This is a genomic window from Kribbella sp. NBC_01484, from assembly GCF_036227145.1.
Classification (GTDB): domain Bacteria; phylum Actinomycetota; class Actinomycetes; order Propionibacteriales; family Kribbellaceae; genus Kribbella.
Genome location: NZ_CP109437.1, coordinates 7,265,252 through 7,283,105, shown reverse-complemented (window position 1 = coordinate 7,283,105; position 17,854 = coordinate 7,265,252). Strand labels below are relative to the sequence as shown.

Genomic DNA, 17,854 nt, shown 5'->3' with positions numbered 1-17,854 from the left:
GGTCACACCTCGATCCCGATGTACTTCTCCTCGAGAAATTCGAGGATGCCTTCGGAGCTGCCTTCGCGCCCGAGTCCGGACTGCTTCGTCCCGCCGAACGGCGCCGCCGGGTCGCTGAGCACGCCGCGGTTCACCGCGACCATGCCGGCGTCGATCTTCTGCGCGACCGCGAGCGCCTGCGCGGGATCGCCGTACACGTAGGCGATCAGGCCGTAGATGGTGTCGTTGGCCATCGCGATCGCCTCGTCGACGTCACTGAAGGAGACGATCGCGGTGACGGGTCCGAAGATCTCGACCTGGTTGATCTCGCTGCCGTGCCGGACATCAGTCAGCACGGTCGGCGGGTAGAAGGCGCCGACCTCCGGAGTCTCACCGCCCAGCGTCAGCGTGGCGCCATCCGCGACAGCCTGCTCGACGAGCCGGGCCACCTTGTCGCGCTCCTCCGGCGACACCAGGGCGCCGAGCTCGTTCGACCGGTCGGCACCCGGGCCCATCGTGACGCCCTTCATGGCTGCGGTGATCCGGGCACCGAACTCCTCGACGAGCGAGTCGTGCACGTAGAACCGGTTGGCCGCCGTACAGGCCGATCCGCCGTTGCGCAGCTTCGCGACCATCGCGCCCTCGACCGCGGCGTCCAGGTCGGCACCGGGCAGGACGACGAACGGCGCGTTGCCGCCGAGCTCCATCGACGAGCTGACCACCTGGTCGGCGGCCTCCCGCAGCAGCACCCGTCCGACCTCGGTCGAACCGGTGAAGGACAGCTTGCGTACGGCGGGGTGGTGCAGCATCGCGCTCACCGCCGGACCGGCCGGCACCGGCGTCACCAGGTTCACGACACCCGCCGGCACGCCGGCCCGACGCAGTACCTCGACGACATAGGCGGCGGTCAGTGGCGTCTGGCTGGCCGGCTTGAGCACCACCGAGCAGCCGGCCGCCAGCGCGGGGGCGATCTTGCGGGTCGCCATCGCCGCCGGGAAGTTCCATGGGGTGACCAGGACCGAGACCCCGATCGGATCGCGCCGGACCACGATCGTCTTGTCGCCCGACGGGGACAGCCGGAAGTCGCCGCCGATCCGGACCGCCTCCTCGGCGAACCAGCGGAAGAACTCGGCGGCGTAGGCGGCCTCGCCGAGTGCGTCGGCGTACGCCTTGCCGTTCTCGGCGACGATGATCTCGGCGAACTGCTCGCGCTCGGCGGTCAGGATGTCGAAACACTGGCGGAGGATCTCCGATCGTTGCCGCGGCGGGGTCGCGGCCCAGCCGGCCAGTGCGTCCGCCGCGGCGTCGACCGCGGCCAGACAGTCCGCCTCGGTGGCAGCTGCGAACTGTGCCAGTTCGGAGCCGTCGGCCGGATCGTGGACCGGGAACCGCCGGCCGTCAGCGGCCGGCCGCCACTGACCATCGATGAACAGATCGTGCGGAGAGATCATCTGGGTGTGCTCCATGTGCCTGGTCAGAATGGTTGGCTTCGGTCGCCGGCGTACGCGGCACGAGTGATCTCGTACAGCGCGTCGGCGTCCAGCGGGCGGGGGTTGTTGTCGACCAGCCGGGCTGACTTCAGCCCCATCGACGCGACGTACGACAGTTGGTCCTCGGCCAGGCCGAGCTCCTTCAACGTGGACGGGATGCCGATCCGCTCCAGCAGAGCCTCGACGGCTTCGATGCCGGCCAGCGCCTGCGCCTCGCCGCCTCCGGTCACCGGTACGCCGAAGATGGTCGCGATCTCGGCGAATTCCTGCACCCGGGCCGGCGCGTTGTAGCGCATGACGTACGGGAGAAGGACGCCGACTCCGACACCGTGCGCGGTATGTGTCAGGGCGCCGAGCGGATACTGCAAGGCATGCGCGGCGGCGGTTCCCGCGACACCGAGCGCATAGCCGCCGGCGTTCGCGGCGAGCATCACGTCGGAGCGTGCCTGCCGATCGTCCGGATGCTCGAAGGCTTCGGGCAGGGCATTCGCCAGCAGCCCGAGACCCCAGCGCGCGTAGGAGTCGCTGATCACGTTCTTGCCGATGAAGACCCGGCCTTCGCCGACCGCCGTCGCCGGCCGCTGGATCGCGGTGAACGACTCGACCAGATGGGAGACCGCGTCGGCGCCCGCGCTGGCGGTTAGTGCGGGCGGACAGCTGTAGGTCAACTCCGGGTCGCAGATCGCCACCGAGGGAATCAGGTAGGGCGAAGAGATACCCGCCTTCAGCTCGCGGCGGCTGTCGCTGAGCACGCAGACCGGCGTCACCTCGGACCCGGTGCCGCCGGTCGTGGGAACGGCGACGATCGGCAGGACGGCTCCCGGTACGGCGTTCTCCCCGTAGTACCGGTCGATCGGGCCGCCATGGCTGAGCAGCAGCGCCAGTGCCTTGCCGAGGTCGAGACAGCTGCCGCCGCCGATCCCGATCACCACCTCGATCCCGGCATCCTTCATCGCGCCGTAGCAGGCGTCGATGTCGGAGGTCGGCAGTTCGGCGGCGGTGTCGGACCACACGCTCACCTCGAGGCCGTGATCCTTCAGATCCGCGATCAGCTCGGTGAACTCCGCCGAGGCGGCCAGCCGCTGATCCGTGCAGACGAGTGCCTTGCGCCCGTACTCCGCGGCCAGGCTGCCGAGCAGCGCGCGCTGGCCGGCGCCGAAGACGACGGTTCGCGGAGCTCGTTGCACGCCGAAGGAGGGGGTGGTGATCGTCATCGTGAGGGGTCCTTGTCTGGTCGGGGCGGGGTCATTCGGCCAGCACTGCTTCGGGCCGGGCTGCCAGCAGAGCGGTCAGCTCGCGCCACAGGTCGTCGGCGACATCGATGCCGTCGGCGACCGAGTTGCGATACCGGGCCCGGGCGCCGTCGCCGGGAACCGCGACCGGCGTCGCCGGGTCGGCGCGTCGACTGCCGCGGACCTGGTCGAGGTACTCCGAGGCCGAGTACGCGCCACCGCTCAGCAGGATGAACAGGTCACCCTTGTTGCTGAGGCGGTCGTCGTCCAACGTTCCGCCGACGGCCGTGCCGTAGGCGGCGCCGGTCAGGAAGGTGACCATCGCGCCCAGGCCCAGCCCGAGCCCGTAGCCCTTCGGTCCGCCGAACGGCGCGATGGATCCGGCCTTGGCCGCCTCGGGATCGATCGTCGCGTTGCCGTCGGCATCGAGTGCCCAGCCAGGCTCGAGCGGTACGCCGCGGAGAGCGTGGTCGTGCACCTTGCCCATCGAGATCTGCGACGTCGCCATGTCGAGCACCAGCGGATGCGGTTGCGCGGGGACGCCGAGCGCCAGTGGATTGGTGCCGAGGATCGCCTCGGTGCCGCCCCATGGATGGACCAGCGCCTCGCTCGTCGTCATGCCGAGGCAGACCAGACCGCGCTCGGCGATCCGGCCGGCGTAGAAGCCGAGCATGCCGAGGTGGTTGTTGTTCGTGATCGAGCAGACCGCGACGCCGTGCCGGCGAGCCGCCGGAACGACGGCTTCCAGCGCACGCAGTGCGACCACCGGGCCGAGGCCCTGCTCACCGTCGACGGACAGGTAGCACGGGCTGAGCCATTCGTGTTTGCCGGTGTTCGTCGGACTCGCCGTACCGTTCGCCAGTCTGCGGAGCAGCCGCGGCAGCCGGAGCAGGCCGTGCGACGGCACCCCTTTCGCCTCGGCGATCAGGAGGAGCTCGGCTTGCTGAGTGGCTGCCGGGCCGGGCACACCCGCGGTGATCAGCAGACGTTCGGCCAGGGACTGCGCTGTTGCGAGGTCAGTGTGCACGTCGACCATCCCAGGGGTGGATTTTGTCGATTTTTGGCAGGCTAGATCAGATCAGATATGATTTGCAATGGTCTGTGGATACGAATTCACAACTAAGGCCGACCAGGCTCCGACCGGACAGGGCAGGCATATGAGCGAGCGCGCTACGGAGCGTCCTGAACGCACCAGGATGAGCGATGTGGTCTACGAGCAGCTGCAGACGCTCCTGCTGGACGGCGTGATCCAGCCCGGTGAGCGGATCCGGGTCGATGTGATCAGCCGGCAGCTCGGCGTCTCCCAGACCCCGGTCCGGGAGTCACTGAACCGGCTCGAGGCCGAAGATCTGGTCACCAAAACACATCTGATCGGATATTCCGCGAGCCCGAAACTGACGCCGGAGCGGTTCGAGGACCTCTTCGAGGCGCGGTTCCTGATCGAGCCGTACTGCTCCGGCCTGGCGGCCGGCCGGCACCAGCGGGTCGAGGTCGAGCAGATCGCCGGCATCGCCGCCGACCTGCGCGCCCGCTACCTGGCCGGCACGATGTCGTACGGCGCCTTCGCCCGCAAGGACGCCGAGTTCCACCAGGCCATCATCGGAGCCACCGGGAACAGCTACTTCGGCGAGATCTTCGCCAAGCTGCACTGCCACCTGCAGCTGTTCCGGCTGCTGCGCGACTCCCGGGTGACCGAGGAGGCGCTCGAGGAGCACGACCTCATCGTCACCGCGATCCGGCAGCGCGACACCGAGGCCGCGGACCGGGCGATGCACGCCCACCTGACCGCCTCGCGCGGCCGCCTGAGATCAGCCTTCGAGTCGGCCCCCGAGACAGTCACCGTCGCCATCGCACCCGCCGCCGACCCCATCCCCGAGGCGACTGCCGACCCCTCCTGATCACATGACGGGACCGGTTGTCCGGAGCGACCGCTGCCCCGAAGCCAGCCCGTTGGCCAGATGCGGGGTTCACCCCTTATCTGGTCCCTTCGCCCCGGGTATCCGGTAGGGGGAACGGTGCAGCTGCGAGGTTCTCCCCTGAAATTGCCCTGGGCAGAAGCCAAGTGTGGTGGCGACCTCAGCGTTCTTGGCGAGGCACTAGGTTCCGACAAGGTGTCCGCGCCCTGCGGGCGCCTCGGTGGACCGGATATCCGTGCGCGTGCAGAGTTGTCGGCCGGCAGGTCAGCGTTCGGGGCCTGGGACGGAGAGGGGGTCGAAGCCGTAGGGGAGCTCCAGTCGGTGGGCGGCCATCAGGTCGGCGTCGCCGAGCAGATCGCGGGTCTTGCCGTCGGCAACGATCCGGCCGTCGTCCATCAGCAGGCTGCGCTCACACAGCTGCAGCGCGTACGGCAGGTCGTGCGTGATCATCAGCAGCGTCACGTCCAGGCCGGCCAGGATGTCGGCGAGCTCTCGCCGAGCGGCCGGGTCCAGGTTGCTCGACGGCTCGTCGAGCACGAGCACCTCCGGCCGCATCGCCAGGACCGTCGCCACCGCGACCCGCCGCCGCTGACCGAACGACAGGTGATGCGGCGCCAGGTCGGCGTGGTCCTGCATCCCGACCTGCACCAGCGCCTCATGCACCCGGTCGTCCAGCTCGGAGCCGCGCAGTCCGAGGTTCGCCGGACCGAAGGCCACGTCGTCGCGCACCGTCGGCATGAATAGCTGGTCGTCCGGGTCCTGGAACACCAGCCCGACCTTCCGCCGGACCACGGACAGGTGCTCCCGGTGCAAACCGGTCCCGCCGATCTCGATCCGGCCGCTGCCGGTGCCGCCGGCCACTGAGCCGAGGATCCCGTTCAGATGCAGGACGAGCGTGGTCTTGCCGGCGCCGTTCGGCCCGAGCAGTGCGACCCGCTCACCACGCTGGACCGTGAAATCGACGCCGAACAACGCCTGCCGTCCATCGGGATAGGCGAAGACCAGACGCTCGACATGGATCGCGGGACCGCTCACAGGCCGACCACCCTGGCCGCGACCGCGATCAGCACGGCCACCAGGGACATCGTCATCCCCTGCAGCCATTGTTCACGCGTCGCACCCATGACGCTCAGCAGCGGCATCCGGCCGGTGTAGCCGCGTGACCGCATGGCCAGATGCACCCGCTCACCTCGCTCGAAGCTGCGCACGAACAATGCCCCCACTCCCCCGGCAACCGCCTTCAGATGACCGACCCGGCCGCCGGTGTAGCCGCGCGACTCCCGCGCGATCCGCATCCGATGCAGGTCGTCCGACACCACACTCAAGTACCGGACCATGAACGACAGGATCGCGACCAGCGTCGACGGCAGCCGCAGCCGCTCCAGGCCCGCCAGCACGTCACGCGGTCCCGTGGTCGCCGACAGCAGGATCGCCGCGACCACCCCGAGGGTGCCCTTGGCCAGCACGTTCCAGGCCCCGAGTACGCCGGACTCCGACAACTCCACTCCCAGCACCGAGACCGTCGGCCCGGTCGCCACGAAGGGCAGCAGCAACGCGAACACGATGAACGGCGTCTCCACGGCCAGCCGCCGTGACACGACCGGGGCCGGCAGTTTCGCGACGACCACGGCGGCCACGAGCATCACGGCGTACGCGCCGAAGGCCCAGAACGCGGCCGCCGGGGTGGAGACGACGGCGAGCACGAAGACGAACAGGGCGACGAGTTTCACCTGCGCCGGGATCCGGTGGACCCGGCTGTCCACCGCGACGAGAAGACCGTCTCCGCTCACGACGCTTTGCCGGCACGCAGCGATGCCAGCTTGGCGATCGCCAGGCCGACCACGATCGTGACCAGTACGCCGATGATGCCGGCGAGCGCACCGGAGACCTGGGAGTTGCCGATCCCGCTGACGCCGTAGTCGGCGAGCGGGCTACTCGCGGCCGCGGAGTGCTTGGCCGCGCTCTCGAAGCCGAGCTTGGCGCCGACGAACTCGAGCCCGTCCGGATGCGCGCTCGCGAACAAACTCAGCCCACCGGCCACCATCAGCGCGAGCGCGATCCCGACGCCGAGCGACCGTCCGGCCGGCTTGGTAGCGATCGCCTTGTCCGGCGACACCGTGGAGGTGTTGCCGTCGGCATCGACCAGGATCAGGTCCTGCTGCAGGTGGCGGGCGGCGTACACGAGATCCGGCCGGGTCGCCACGACCGCGCTCAGTACGGCGGCGGTGATGACCGCCTCGCCGATCCCGACCAGGATGTGCCAGCCGACCATCGCGGTCGCGAGCTTGCCGAGCGGGATGTCGACGGCGCCGCCGATCGCGTACAGCCCGGTGAACGCCAGCGCCGCGACCGGCACCGACACCAGCGCCCCAAGCGTCGCCGCCGGTACGACGCTGCCGGCCCGGCGCGGCAGAACCCGCAGTACCGCCCGGATCAGGATGTACCCGACGAGCACCGTGATCAGCCCCATCAGCGTGATGTTCGTCCCGAGGGCGGTCAAACCACCGTCCGCGAACAGCAGCCCCTGGACCAAGAGCACCGTCGACATCACGAGTACGGCGGTCCACGGGCCGACCAGCGCCGCGGCCAGCGCGCCACCGAGCAAGTGTCCGCTGGTCCCCGCGCCGACCGGGAAGTTCACCATCTGCACCGCGAACACGAAAGCCGCGGTCAGCCCGGCCAGCGCGGGACCCGTCTCGCGGATCTCCCGATTCGCCCGCTGCAGGCTGAACCCGACCGCGCCGGCCGCGATCAGCCCGGTGGCGACGGAGGTCGGCGCGTCGAAGAAGCCGTCAGGAACATGCACGGCCACATTCTTGATCTAGTTGCGACGCATTCGCAAGAAGCCGTCTCACAACGGCTTCAGAGCTTCCCCGATCGCACGGTGGAAGGTCGGGTAGGCGTAGATCATCTGTCGCAGAGTGTGAACGGGAACTGCCGCGTGCACCGCCAGCGCGAGCGCGCTGAGGACCTCGCCACCGGTCGGGCCGGCACTCGTCGCACCGACCAGGACACCCCGATCGGCGTCCGCGACCACCTTGATGAAGCCCTCGTTGCCGGCCTTGTGGATCCAGCCGCGGGTCGAGGCCGGGATCGGGGTCGACCCGGTCCGCACGTTCAGCCCGGCGTCGCGCGCTTGCTTCTCGGTCATCCCGACCGCACCGATCTCGGGATCGGTGAACGTCACCCGCGGCATCGCGTGGTAGCTCGCGGTCGGCGCGTCCGGCTCCTGCAGGATGTCGCGGACCGCGATGTCTGCCTGGTACATCGCGTTGTGGGTGAACACGCCGACCCCGGTGACGTCGCCGATCGCCCACACCTTGTCGCCGGCCCGGACGTGCTCGTCGACCTCGATCCGGCGAGCCTTCGGGTCGAGTCCCAGCTTGTCCAGGCCGAGGTCGTCGGTGGCGATCCGGCGTCCCGTTGCCACCAGCAACTTCTCCCCACTGACCGAGGACCCGTCGTCGAGTGTGACGGTGAACGTGTCACCGGCGTACCCGACCTGCTTGGCGTGCACCCCGGTCCGGAAGGTGACGCCGTCGCGCTCCAGCGCCTCCCGGGCCAGTACGCCGGACTCCGGCTCCTCCATCGACAACACGTCGGCCGCGCCCTCGATCACGGTCACCTTCGTGCCGAACCGGGCGAACACCTGGGCCAGCTCCATCCCGATCGCTCCACCGCCGAGCACCAGGATCGTGGCCGGTAGCGTCTCCGCCTCGATCGCCTCCCGGTTCGTCCAGTACGGCGTCCCCGCGAGCCCGTCGACCGGCGGGATCGCCGGGAGCGTGCCGGTCGCGATCACGATGCCGCGGGACGCCTCGTACTCGCGGTCCCCGGCCCGGACCGTGCGGGGTCCGGTGATCGTGGCGCGGTCCTTGATGACAGTGGCGCCCTTGTTCACCAGCCGGTCCACCGCGACCTGGTCGTTCCAGGTGTCGGTGGCCTCCTCGCGGATGCGCTTGGCCACCGGAGCCCAGTCCGGCTCGACGGTCGCCGTACCGGCCATGCCGTCGACGCGGCGGGTCTCGGCGATCAGGTTCGCGGCCCGGATCATCATCTTGCTCGGGATGCAGCCGTAGTACGGGCATTCACCGCCGACCAGGCGGGACTCGATCCCCACCACCCGCAATCCCGCCTGCGCCAGCCGGCCGGTCGTCTCCTCGCCGCCGACGCCGACTCCGACCACGACCACATCCACGTTCTCAGCCATGCCGCCCAATCTCGCAGACCGGCCCGGACCGGCCAAGTCTCGAGCCTGCGTGTCATCGGTCGGTAAGCATCCGTTCACCGCGGGCCAGTACGTTCGGGGCTCGGAGAAGTGGGGACCGACGCAGTCGTCTCGTTCCGTGTGGAGATCTGCTGACCGGCTTCTGCGGTTAAGGTGCAGGCATGTACGTGATCGCGCACCTGAGTGACCCGCATCTCGACGGCTCGGAGGAGGCGCGTGACCGGTTGCGGCGGATCACGGCGTACCTGAAGGACTTCCGGCGGCCGGTGGACGTCATCCTCGTCACCGGCGATCTCGCCGATCACGGGCTGGAGGCGGAGTACGCCGAGCTGGCCGCGGAGCTCAAGCTGGACCTGCCGGTGCTCGTGCTGCCGGGCAACCACGATGTGAGCGCGCCGCTGCGGGCGGCGCTCTCGTCGCTCGTCGACTCACCCGGCGAAGGCCATCCGGTGCATCAGGTCCGCGATGTCGGGGCGGCGCGGTTCGTCCTGCTCGACACGACGGTCCCTGGTGAGAACCACGGACTGCTGCCGGAGGAGTCGCTGGCCTGGCTCGACGGCGTACTGCGGGAACCGTTCGACGGACCGTTGTTCGTCGCCTTCCACCAGCCGCCGTTCAACCTCCATCACCCGACGATGGACCAGTGGATGCTCCGGACTCGCGAGCCGTTCGCGGCCGTCCTCGAAGGCAAACCGGTCACCGCCCTGTTCGCCGGCCACGTCCACAACGCCATCGCCGCCACCTTCGCCGGGATCCCGCTCCGGGTCGCCCCCGGCATCCGGTCCACGGTCCCGCTCCCCTTCGAGCCCGCTTCCGCGGCGGGCACGTTGGTGGACCCCACGGCCCATCCCGGCTTCGCGCTGCACATCCATGTGGACGGCGAGCCCCTGCAGACCGTCTACCGCTACCCGGCCCGATGACCGAGCTCACGCTGCGGGCCATCGGCCGCGTCAAGTCCCCCTTGATCACGCGAGCCGACGCACCACGCCAAGGCGACGAGGGTGCGCCCGACGCATGGGTGGTGTTCGACGAGTCGGTCCGGGCGGCACTCGCCGATGTTGCGGCCGGTGACGAGATCATCCTCATCACCTGGTTCGACCGCGCCGATCGCGACGTACTCACGGTGCATCCGCGCGGCGACCGGACCCGGCCGCCCACCGGTGTCTTCAGCACCCGCTCGCCCGACCGGCCGAATCCCCTCGGCCTGCATCGCGTCACGGTCCTCGCCACCGACGGCCCGCGGATTCAGGTGAACAACCTCGAAGCTCTCGACGGCACCCCCATCGTCGACGTCAAGCCCGTCCTGGGCGACATCACCGACCGCTGAACCGCCGCGCTCACGGGCGGAGGCGCTGATGCGCGATCGGTGATCGGGCCGGATACGGCCCGGTGAGGTAGGTGTTGATCTCCGCGATCGTCCCGTCGGTGTCGCGGATCAGGTGCCGCAGCCCGTTCCAGCGGGCGACCTCGACGCCGATCGCGATCAGCCGCAGCCGGCTCGCCCCGGAGGCGAATGGCTCCGTACTGTCACAACGCCGCGTGTACCACGTGCCGCCCTGGTGGTAGGTCTCCACATCCGCGTGCAGCTCGTGAGTGGTGTCTGGTTCGTACTGGTCGCACGATGTCATCCGGCCTGCCTTCAGCGAGAAATCCTGCGACGAAAGCTCATCACCTGACACCGGCCCGGCACTGCGGCCGAAAGTCCCGGATCGCCGGGACCTCGGTCCCGAACGACGAAGCCCCGGACCACCTGGTCCGGGGCTTCGCTGCGACCGCGATCAGAAGTTGATCATGTGGCCTTCGAGGCCGTGGAAGGCCTCTTGGAGTGCCTCGCTCAGGGTGGGGTGGGCGTGCACGTTGCGGGCCAGTTCCTTGGTGGTCAGGTCCCACTTCTGCGCCAGAGTCAGCTCGGGCAGCAGCTCGGTGACCTCCGGGCCGATCAGGTGCGCGCCGAGCAGTTCGCCGTACTTGGCGTCGCTGATCACCTTGACGAAACCGGTCGGGTCGCCGAGGCCGTGCGCCTTGCCGTTCGCGGTGAACGGGAACTTGGCGACCTTGACGTGGAAGCCCTCCAGCCGGGCCTCTTCCTCGGTCCACCCGAAGCTGGCGATCTGCGGCTGGCAGAACGTCGCCCGCGGGATCATCTTGTAGTCCAGCTCCATCGTCTCGTGCCCGGCGATGGTCTCGGCCGCGACCACGCCCATCGCCTCGGCGGCGTGCGCGAGCATCAGTTTCGCGGTCACGTCACCGATGGCGAAGATGTTCGGCACGTTGGTCCGGCAGAAGCCGTCGATGCCGATCGCGCCGCGCTCGGTCAGGGCGACGCCGATCTTGTCCAGGCCGTAGCCGTCGACGCGCGGCTGGAAGCCGATCGCCTGCAGGACCTTGTCGGACTCCAGCGTCTGCTGGGCTCCGTCCTTGCCGGTCACGGTGACCTTCACCGTGTCGCCGGAGTCGTCGATCGAGTCGACCCGGGTGCCGGTCAGCACGTCGACGCCGAGCTTCTTGTACGCCTTGGCCAGCTCCTTGGACACCTCGGCGTCCTCGAGCGGCATGATCCGGTCCAGGAACTCGACGATGGTGACCTTGACGCCGTAGTTGGCCAGCACGTAGGCGAACTCGACACCGATCGCGCCGGCGCCGGCGATGATGATCGAGCCCGGCAGCTCCTCGGTGAGGATCTGCTCCTCGAACGTCACAACGCGGTCGCTCAGCTGCGTGCCCGGCAGCAGCTTGGTGGTCGCGCCGGTGGCCAGGATGCAGTTGTCGAACGTGACGGTCTCCGAGGAGCCGTCGTTCAGCGTCACGTCGAGGGTGTTGGCGTCGGTGAACGAGCCCCAGCCGTCGAACTCGGTGATGTTGTTCTTCTTCATCAGGAAGTGGACGCCCTTGACCCGGCCGTCGGCCACCTTCCGGCTGCGCTGCACCGCGGTCGGGAAGTCGAAGCTGACCTCGCCGCTGATGCCGAAGGTCTTCGCCTCCTTCTGGAAGATGTGCGCCAGCTCGGCGTTGCGCAGTAGCGCCTTGGACGGGATACAGCCCACGTTCAGGCAGACACCGCCCCAGTACTTCTTCTCGATGATGGCGGTCTTGAGCCCGAGCTGGGCAGCGCGGATCGCCGCGACGTACCCACCCGGACCCGCGCCGAGGACAACAACGTCAAAGTGCGAGGCCATGCTGTGAACTTTAGTGGGTCGCACCAGCCCTCCGGACCACCGGTACGACGCTCTGCCGCGGGCGTGACCGGGGTCACTGCGATGGCCCGATCGGGCAGTCTTGTCCGCCATCGGCCCGCCGGGCCGTACCTACTACGGTTACAGTCCGTTCATCCGGGTTCCGCCAGGACCGTTCGCCGCCTACGCTGGGGGCCACGCGGGGGCCGTCTCCCTCCGCGTGCGTGAGGCGACGACGATGGGGGCCCGATGGTTCTGGGGAGCCGCCGAGGGCTGTGGTTCGCAGTACTCGGCACAGTGCTGGCAGTGGTCGCACTGCCGGCGTACGCGGACGGCCCCACACCGCCACCGCCGGCCTCCGTCACGGACGTGAACCGATCGCTCGAAGAGCTGCAGGCCGAGGCCGCCGCCGTCCAGGCCGACTTCGCCAAGGCGACCATCGCCTACACGAACGCGCTCAAGGCCGCGCAGACCGCGGAGGCCACCGCGAAGAAGGCCGAGGCCAGCGCGACCGTCTCCAAGAACAAGGCAGAGACCGAGCGTCACCAGCTCGGGCTCCTGACCGCGCAGGCCTATCAAATGGGGATCCCGACCGTGATGGGCACCGAGTCGATGCTGTGGTCGCTCGCCCCGATCGCGGAGAACCTGCAGGAGATCGCCGACCGGCAGACCGCGATCACCCAGCTCGGTAGCACCCAGGTCGCGCAGTACCGGACGGCGATGGCCGCGGCGAACGAGGCTGACCGGCTCACCGCCGACGCCACCGGCAAGCGGGCCGCCGCGAACGAGGCCGCCGCCAAGGCGAAGGAGCTCAGTCAGCAGGTCCAGCAGAAGGCTGCCTTTGCCGCGTCCGCGATGGAAGGCCAGGCCGCCGACCTCGACGGAGCGTCTGAGCTGTCCAAGCAGCTGCAACTCGCGCGCAACCAGCAGGCGCTCGTCCGCTGGCAGACCTACCTGACCGAGCTGTCGACCGCGAAGGTCAGTCCCCCGGCGGCCGCCGTACTGAAGAACCCGGCCAAGCTCCCGGCCGGGCTGAAGCCGCTCACCCGGCGGGGTGCGCCCGTCGCCGGTGTCGCGACCATGGCCGCCGCCGGCCGGACCGTCCGGGTGCTGTCCGCCGAGACGATCCGCGCGGTGAACCAGGCCTTCAGCCTGCTCGGCAAGCCGTACGGCGTGGCCGCGACCGGCCCGGACAAGTACGGCTGCCTCGGCGCGGCGCGGGTCGCTTGGCAGCCCTACACGACCCTCCCCAACCTGGTCGGCAAGGTCTATCCGGACTACCAGGCCGTGCCCACTTCCCAGATCGAGCCCGGCGACCTGCTCGTGATGGGCAGCAAGTCGCTCGGACTCGTCCACATCGGCGTCGCCCTCGACAACGGCGAGATGATCGCCTCCGACGAGGCGAAGGGCTCGGTCGTCGTCACCGCCGTCCCGGACAACCTGTACGCCGCCCTGCGCCCGACGCTCGGCGCTCCGGTCAAGCCGCAGGTCGCGCCCGCCGCGGCCTCGGACGCCGTCGACTTCCGCTGCGGCAACACGGCGACGTCGTACAACATCGGTTCGGGCGCCTGGACCTGGCCGCTGGCCGACGGGACGTACGACATCGGTACGCCGTTCGGTCAGGCCGGGCCGATGTGGGCGACCGGCTTCCACACCGGCCAGGACTTCGTGGCCGCCGTCGGTACGCCGGTCCACGCGGTGACGGCCGGTGTCGTCCGGGTCGAGCACCCGGCCTGGGCCGGGAACCTCGTGCGCATCGACCACGGCAACGGCCTGGAGACGCTCTACGCCCACCTCAGCAAGATCGACGTCGCCGACGGCCAGCAGGTGACCGCCGGTCAGCGGATCGGCGCAGTCGGCACCGAAGGCAACTCGACCGGACCGCACCTGCACTTCGAGGTCCACCTCGGCGGCGAGCCGGTCAACCCGATGCCGTTCCTGGCCACCGGCTCCGCGAGCATGGGCTGGGGTGGCTACAGCAACGGCATGATCCCGGCGAGCAAGCTGTGCGGGATCGCGTCCGGTCACATGCTCCGGTGTGACGCGGCGGCGGCGTACCAGCAACTGGCGACCGCCTACCGCGCCCACTTCGGCAACACGCTCTGCATCACCGACTCGTACCGCTCCTACGCCTCCCAGGTCGACCTGTACGCGCGCAAGCCGTCACTGGCTGCGCTCCCGGGCACCTCGAACCACGGCTGGGGGGTCGCGGTCGACCTCTGCGGCGGCATCGAGAAGTACGGCACCGCGGAGTACCAGTGGATGAAGGCCCACGCGCCCGCCTTCGGCTGGGTCCACCCCCAGTGGGCCGATCAGGGCGGCAGTCGCGAAGAGCCGTGGCATTGGGAGTTCGGGAAGCCGCCCAGCGCGTAGGCTTGCATCGTGGCCGAGCAGAACAGTCCCGACCGCACTGATCACAACATCACGCTGGACGCTCAGGACGACCGGTGGGAGTGGCGGCGGCGGATCCGGGCGAATCCGAGGAAGCTCCTGATCTACCGCATCGGCGTCGGGGTGGTCGGTGGGTTGCTGATCATCGCCGCGCCTTTGACGGGCTGGCTGCCCGGACCAGGCGGCATTCCGTTGTTCATCGCCGGCCTCGCCGTACTGTCCAGCGAGTTCGAGTGGGCTCAGCGTCTGCTCTACCGGGTCCGGGACTGGGTGAAGGCGCTCACCGCCTGGACCGGCAGGCAGCCCGCCTGGCTGAAGGCACTCGGCACGCTCGCCCTCTTCCTCTGTGTGATCGTCGCGATCTGGCTCTACCTCGCTGTCCTCGGGGTCCCCGGATGGTTCCCGGACCCCTGGGAGTCATTCCTCCACAAACTCCCCTTGCTGCACTGAGTAGTTGGGCAGCTCGATCAGGTTGCTCATCTTCTGGGCCATCTTGAGCATCTGGTTGAGGAAGAACCGGTTGTCGAGGATCCGGTTCCGCGCGGTGATCCCGAGCCTCGTCGTCGGCGCCAGGAACCGTCCAGCCTGGCTGCCGTCCTGTGTGGTCGAGACCGCCTTGCGCAGCCGTGCTTCGTAGCGCCCGAACGCGGCCTGGTAGTCGCCGCCCGCCCGCGCCAGCTCCCCCGCCAGGACATATGCGCCCACGACCGCCGTACCTGTGCCCAGTGCCCCGAAGGTCGCGCCGTACCCGGCGTCGCCGAGCAGGACGAGCCGGCCGTTGGACCAGCGATCCACATGCACTCGGCTGATCGAGTCGAAGTACATCTCAGTTGCCGCCGGCAACCCATCGAGCAATGCCGGCACGTGCCAGCCGAGATCCGCGAAATGCTCACGCACGATGGCCTTCTGCTCGTCCTGGTCGCGCCGGTTGTATCGCAGTTCCGGTGACCTGAACACGAACAGCGTCTGCGCCAGCGCCGGGTCACGCCGGTCCGCACCGACACTCGCCAACCTCCCCGGCACGTTGTAGTGAAGCCCGTCACCGCTGATGCCCATCGTGTTCGGCACCTCCCAGCCGGCGACGTAGTACCCGAGATGACGCTCGGTCACCCGCTCCGCCGGCCAGGCCAGCCGGCGTACCACCGAATGCATCCCGTCCGCGCCGATGACCAGGTCGTACGTCTCCTCGAGCCCACTCTCGAACCGAACATCCACGCCGCCCGCATGCCCACACAGGCCGGCGATCGAGTCGCCGAACCGGTACGCCGCCCGCTCGCGACTGTGCTCGTACAACACCCGTGACAAGTCCGCGCGCAGGACCTCGAGCTCACCGCCCGCGAACTCGGCGGGCAACCGCATCAGCAGCCGCCCGGACTCGTCAACGAACCGCATCGCGGTGCCACCGGTCTGGAGCGCCCGGAGGTCATCCAGCACGCCCATCCGGCCGAGCACGGCCTTGTTCACCTCGCCCCGGAAGTCCACGGCGTACCCGCCCTGCCGCAACGCCGGCGCGATCTCGACCACGGTCACGTCGTGGCCGGCCCGTCCCAGCCAAAGCGCCACCGACGGGCCCGCGACACTCGCACCCGATACCAGAACCTTCATCTCCGCCTCCTGACTAATTGTGTCCGCCGGACACAATAATGTGTATGGTAGACACAGTTCAAGCGCATCCGGAAGGGAGCACCGATGACCGAACTGCTCTGGGGCAGGCAGCCGGCGCCGAGCCGCGGCCCGAAACCGGCGATCACCCTGACCGGGATCGCCGAGGCCGCGATCCGGATCGCCGACGCGGAAGGACTCGACGCGGTCTCGATGCAGCGCATCGCCGGCGAGCTGCCGGTCACCAAGATGGCGCTCTACCGCTACGTGCCCGGCAAGACCGAGCTCCTCGCCGTGATGAGCGACCTGGCGATGGGCGCACCGCCGGAGCGGCCCGGCCTGCCGTGGCGCGAAGCACTGCGGGCGTGGGCGATGGACCTCTACGCGGGCTTCACCCGTCACCCCTGGCTACTGCAGTCGACCATCGGACGCCGCCTGCTCGGTCCGAACGAACTCGCCTGGATGGAGCAGGGGCTTGCCGCCCTCGGCGACTCGGGCCTGCGCGGCGGCGAGCAGCTCGACTCGATCCTGGTCATCACCAGCCACGTCCGGAACATCGCCCAGCAGTCCACGACCTTCCCCGGTCACAGCGTCGGTCTCACCGAGGAGGAGGTGACCCGGTCACTGGCCGAGATCCTCAGCACGGAGTCCGAGCGGTTCCCCAATCTCGCCGCGGCCCTGCGCACCGCGGCCGGCAGCGAGAACCAGGGCCTCGAGTTCGGCCTCGACCGCATCCTCGACGGCGTCGAGCTACTGATCAGTGCACGGAAGGACTGATCCGCAGCGAATTGAAACGATGCCGATAGGTCGATGCGCTGAGCCCGTAGTGGGACTTGAATCGGCGCGCGAAATAGTTCTGATCGGGCCACCCGACGGACTCGCCGATCCGGCTGATCGGCAGGTCCGTGTGCAGCAACTGATCGGCCGCGAGCTCGACCCGATGCCGGGACAGATAAGCCATCGGCGGCATCCCGGTCACCGACTTGAACAACCGGACCAGGTACCCCGGCGCAAGATGCAATGCGTTCGCCAGATCGGTCAGCGTCCACGGCCTGGCCGGGTCCGCCTCCATCATCCGCATCGCATCCAGTACGGCGGGATGCGTCTGCTCGCCGCGGTCGTCCCGCTCGGCGACCGTCCGCGCCACGCAACTCAGGTACAACGACAGCCAGCCGATCACCTCACCGCGATGCCGGCTCAGCGGCCGGTTGCGCAACTGCCGCAACCCTTCGAGATGCCCGATACCTTCTCGCAGAGTGTCCGGATCGAGATGCGTGGTCAGCATTCCGCGGCGCTGCGCCGAGAAAGGTCCAGTCCACAACAGGTAACCCAGTAAGGGATCCTCGCGCGCCCAGGCGAGCTCGCGGCGGACGAGGTCGGCCGAGAAGCAGCAGTTGTAGACCTCGAGAGAACTACATTCCTCATATTCGTGCCAGACGCCCGGACGGAGCAGGATCGCGTCCCCGATCTGGAGGCGCTGCCGGCCGGCCAGGCTGTGATGAACGCCCTCGCCGCCGATCACCAGGGCGAGCTCGAAGAAGCTGTGCGTGTGCAGCGGATGCGAGTCCTCGTGCACGTGCGGACCGGAGTGCACCACCGTCCCTTCGACGAAGTGCAGCACGGTCCCGCGGGTCCTCACCGGCTCGTCGGCCATGCCTCACGATACGGGCCAAGGTGCATTTTGTGCTACCACGAGTGCACTCCGGGCTAGCCCCCGGCGACTACCAGCCGCAGGATCGGGGAACAGGCGAAACGTCCCTGATACGTCGCAGCCATCAATCCGCAACAGAACGAGGCGTTTCGCCGGAACACCCAATGAATCGTTTCACTCGACGTCGGTTGG

The 17,854-nt window shown here is 69.1% G+C and carries 17 protein-coding genes; 6 read left to right on the top strand and 11 right to left on the bottom strand.

Annotation, left to right across the window (positions count from 1 at the left end; all coding sequences use genetic code 11):
* Nucleotides 1-2: 2 nt before the first annotated feature.
* The 3 genes from OG555_RS35115 to OG555_RS35105 are packed head-to-tail and all read right to left on the bottom strand — an operon-like array spanning nucleotide 3 to nucleotide 3,728.
* The gene (locus OG555_RS35115) at nucleotides 3-1,430 is read right to left on the bottom strand and encodes an NAD-dependent succinate-semialdehyde dehydrogenase (protein ID WP_329477073.1); all 1,428 of its coding nucleotides are present in this window, start codon (nucleotides 1,428-1,430) and stop codon (nucleotides 3-5) included.
* 23 nt (nucleotides 1,431-1,453) lie between these two features.
* Complete coding sequence (locus OG555_RS35110; protein ID WP_329477071.1) at nucleotides 1,454-2,683, bottom strand: iron-containing alcohol dehydrogenase; 1,230 nt, start codon at nucleotides 2,681-2,683, stop codon at nucleotides 1,454-1,456.
* A gap of 31 nt (nucleotides 2,684-2,714) precedes the next feature.
* Nucleotides 2,715-3,728, bottom strand: a complete 1,014-nt coding sequence (locus tag OG555_RS35105; protein WP_329477069.1) for an Ldh family oxidoreductase — start codon at nucleotides 3,726-3,728, stop codon at nucleotides 2,715-2,717.
* A gap of 169 nt (nucleotides 3,729-3,897) precedes the next feature.
* Here OG555_RS35105 and OG555_RS35100 point away from each other — a divergent pair, with 169 nt between their 5' ends.
* Nucleotides 3,898-4,599: a GntR family transcriptional regulator gene (locus tag OG555_RS35100; protein WP_329477067.1), complete on the top strand. Its 702-nt coding sequence runs from the start codon at nucleotides 3,898-3,900 to the stop codon at nucleotides 4,597-4,599.
* Nucleotides 4,600-4,881: 282 nt separating this feature from the next.
* Here OG555_RS35100 and OG555_RS35095 read toward each other — a convergent pair whose 3' ends face one another.
* From OG555_RS35095 to OG555_RS35080, 4 genes are read right to left on the bottom strand one after another with little or no spacing between them, the layout of a single operon-like run.
* Complete coding sequence (locus tag OG555_RS35095) at nucleotides 4,882-5,652, bottom strand: energy-coupling factor ABC transporter ATP-binding protein (RefSeq protein ID WP_329477065.1); 771 nt, start codon at nucleotides 5,650-5,652, stop codon at nucleotides 4,882-4,884.
* On the bottom strand, nucleotides 5,649-6,407 hold the full coding sequence (cbiQ, locus tag OG555_RS35090) for a cobalt ECF transporter T component CbiQ (protein ID WP_329477063.1): 759 nt from the start codon (nucleotides 6,405-6,407) through the stop codon (nucleotides 5,649-5,651). The genes OG555_RS35095 and cbiQ overlap by 4 nt, the downstream gene beginning before the upstream one ends.
* Nucleotides 6,404-7,423, bottom strand: coding sequence for an energy-coupling factor ABC transporter permease (locus tag OG555_RS35085; protein WP_329477061.1), 1,020 nt, complete (start codon nucleotides 7,421-7,423; stop codon nucleotides 6,404-6,406). The genes cbiQ and OG555_RS35085 overlap by 4 nt, the downstream gene beginning before the upstream one ends.
* A 45-nt stretch (nucleotides 7,424-7,468) precedes the next feature.
* A complete protein-coding gene (locus OG555_RS35080; RefSeq protein ID WP_329477059.1) occupies nucleotides 7,469-8,827 on the bottom strand; it encodes a dihydrolipoyl dehydrogenase family protein in 1,359 nt (452 codons plus the stop codon).
* Nucleotides 8,828-9,006: 179 nt separating this feature from the next.
* Between OG555_RS35080 and OG555_RS35075 the strand changes: the two genes are divergently transcribed.
* The gene (locus OG555_RS35075; RefSeq protein ID WP_329477057.1) at nucleotides 9,007-9,765 is read left to right on the top strand and encodes a metallophosphoesterase; all 759 of its coding nucleotides are present in this window, start codon (nucleotides 9,007-9,009) and stop codon (nucleotides 9,763-9,765) included.
* Nucleotides 9,762-10,172 (top strand): tRNA (N6-threonylcarbamoyladenosine(37)-N6)-methyltransferase TrmO, encoded by a 411-nt coding sequence (gene tsaA, locus OG555_RS35070; protein ID WP_329477056.1) that lies wholly within the window; start codon nucleotides 9,762-9,764, stop codon nucleotides 10,170-10,172. The genes OG555_RS35075 and tsaA overlap by 4 nt, the downstream gene beginning before the upstream one ends.
* 10 nt (nucleotides 10,173-10,182) lie before the next feature.
* Here the strand turns inward: tsaA and OG555_RS35065 are convergent, their stop codons facing one another.
* Nucleotides 10,183-10,473 (bottom strand): hypothetical protein, encoded by a 291-nt coding sequence (locus OG555_RS35065; RefSeq protein ID WP_329477054.1) that lies wholly within the window; start codon nucleotides 10,471-10,473, stop codon nucleotides 10,183-10,185.
* A 150-nt stretch (nucleotides 10,474-10,623) separates the two neighbouring features.
* A complete protein-coding gene (lpdA, locus tag OG555_RS35060; RefSeq protein WP_329477052.1) occupies nucleotides 10,624-12,021 on the bottom strand; it encodes a dihydrolipoyl dehydrogenase in 1,398 nt (465 codons plus the stop codon).
* A 246-nt stretch (nucleotides 12,022-12,267) separates the two neighbouring features.
* Between lpdA and OG555_RS35055 the strand changes: the two genes are divergently transcribed.
* Nucleotides 12,268-14,391, top strand: a complete 2,124-nt coding sequence (locus tag OG555_RS35055) for a peptidoglycan DD-metalloendopeptidase family protein (protein ID WP_329477051.1) — start codon at nucleotides 12,268-12,270, stop codon at nucleotides 14,389-14,391.
* A 9-nt stretch (nucleotides 14,392-14,400) separates the two neighbouring features.
* Nucleotides 14,401-14,859, top strand: a complete 459-nt coding sequence (locus OG555_RS35050) for a PGPGW domain-containing protein (protein ID WP_329477050.1) — start codon at nucleotides 14,401-14,403, stop codon at nucleotides 14,857-14,859.
* Here the strand turns inward: OG555_RS35050 and OG555_RS35045 are convergent.
* Entirely contained in the window at nucleotides 14,827-16,014 is a 1,188-nt protein-coding gene (locus OG555_RS35045; RefSeq protein ID WP_329477049.1) for an FAD-dependent monooxygenase, read from the bottom strand. The two genes, OG555_RS35050 and OG555_RS35045, sit on opposite strands and share 33 nt — an antisense overlap.
* 84 nt (nucleotides 16,015-16,098) lie before the next feature.
* Here OG555_RS35045 and OG555_RS35040 point away from each other — a divergent pair, with 84 nt between their 5' ends.
* A complete protein-coding gene (locus tag OG555_RS35040; RefSeq protein ID WP_329477048.1) occupies nucleotides 16,099-16,788 on the top strand; it encodes a TetR/AcrR family transcriptional regulator in 690 nt (229 codons plus the stop codon).
* On the opposite strand, the gene OG555_RS35035 is transcribed toward OG555_RS35040, so the two are convergent.
* Nucleotides 16,769-17,665, bottom strand: coding sequence for a helix-turn-helix transcriptional regulator (locus tag OG555_RS35035; RefSeq protein WP_329477047.1), 897 nt, complete (start codon nucleotides 17,663-17,665; stop codon nucleotides 16,769-16,771). The genes OG555_RS35040 and OG555_RS35035 overlap by 20 nt on opposite strands.
* Nucleotides 17,666-17,854 lie beyond the last annotated feature (189 nt).

Excerpts from the sequence above, each read along its gene's own strand:
- OG555_RS35055 (WP_329477051.1), top strand. The coding sequence starts at position 12,268 with ATGGTTCTGGGGAGCCGCCGAGGGCTGTGGTTCGCAGTACTCGGCACA.
- OG555_RS35045 (WP_329477049.1), bottom strand. The coding sequence starts at position 16,014 with ATGAAGGTTCTGGTATCGGGTGCGAGTGTCGCGGGCCCGTCGGTGGCG.
- OG555_RS35075 (WP_329477057.1), top strand. The coding sequence starts at position 9,007 with ATGTACGTGATCGCGCACCTGAGTGACCCGCATCTCGACGGCTCGGAG.
- OG555_RS35110 (WP_329477071.1), bottom strand. The coding sequence starts at position 2,683 with ATGACGATCACCACCCCCTCCTTCGGCGTGCAACGAGCTCCGCGAACC.
- OG555_RS35100 (WP_329477067.1), top strand. The coding sequence starts at position 3,898 with ATGAGCGATGTGGTCTACGAGCAGCTGCAGACGCTCCTGCTGGACGGC.
- tsaA (WP_329477056.1), top strand. The coding sequence starts at position 9,762 with ATGACCGAGCTCACGCTGCGGGCCATCGGCCGCGTCAAGTCCCCCTTG.
- OG555_RS35115 (WP_329477073.1), bottom strand. The coding sequence starts at position 1,430 with ATGATCTCTCCGCACGATCTGTTCATCGATGGTCAGTGGCGGCCGGCC.
- OG555_RS35065 (WP_329477054.1), bottom strand. The coding sequence starts at position 10,473 with ATGACATCGTGCGACCAGTACGAACCAGACACCACTCACGAGCTGCAC.
- OG555_RS35040 (WP_329477048.1), top strand. The coding sequence starts at position 16,099 with ATGACCGAACTGCTCTGGGGCAGGCAGCCGGCGCCGAGCCGCGGCCCG.
- lpdA (WP_329477052.1), bottom strand. The coding sequence starts at position 12,021 with ATGGCCTCGCACTTTGACGTTGTTGTCCTCGGCGCGGGTCCGGGTGGG.
- OG555_RS35080 (WP_329477059.1), bottom strand. The coding sequence starts at position 8,827 with ATGGCTGAGAACGTGGATGTGGTCGTGGTCGGAGTCGGCGTCGGCGGC.
- OG555_RS35035 (WP_329477047.1), bottom strand. The coding sequence starts at position 17,665 with ATGGCCGACGAGCCGGTGAGGACCCGCGGGACCGTGCTGCACTTCGTC.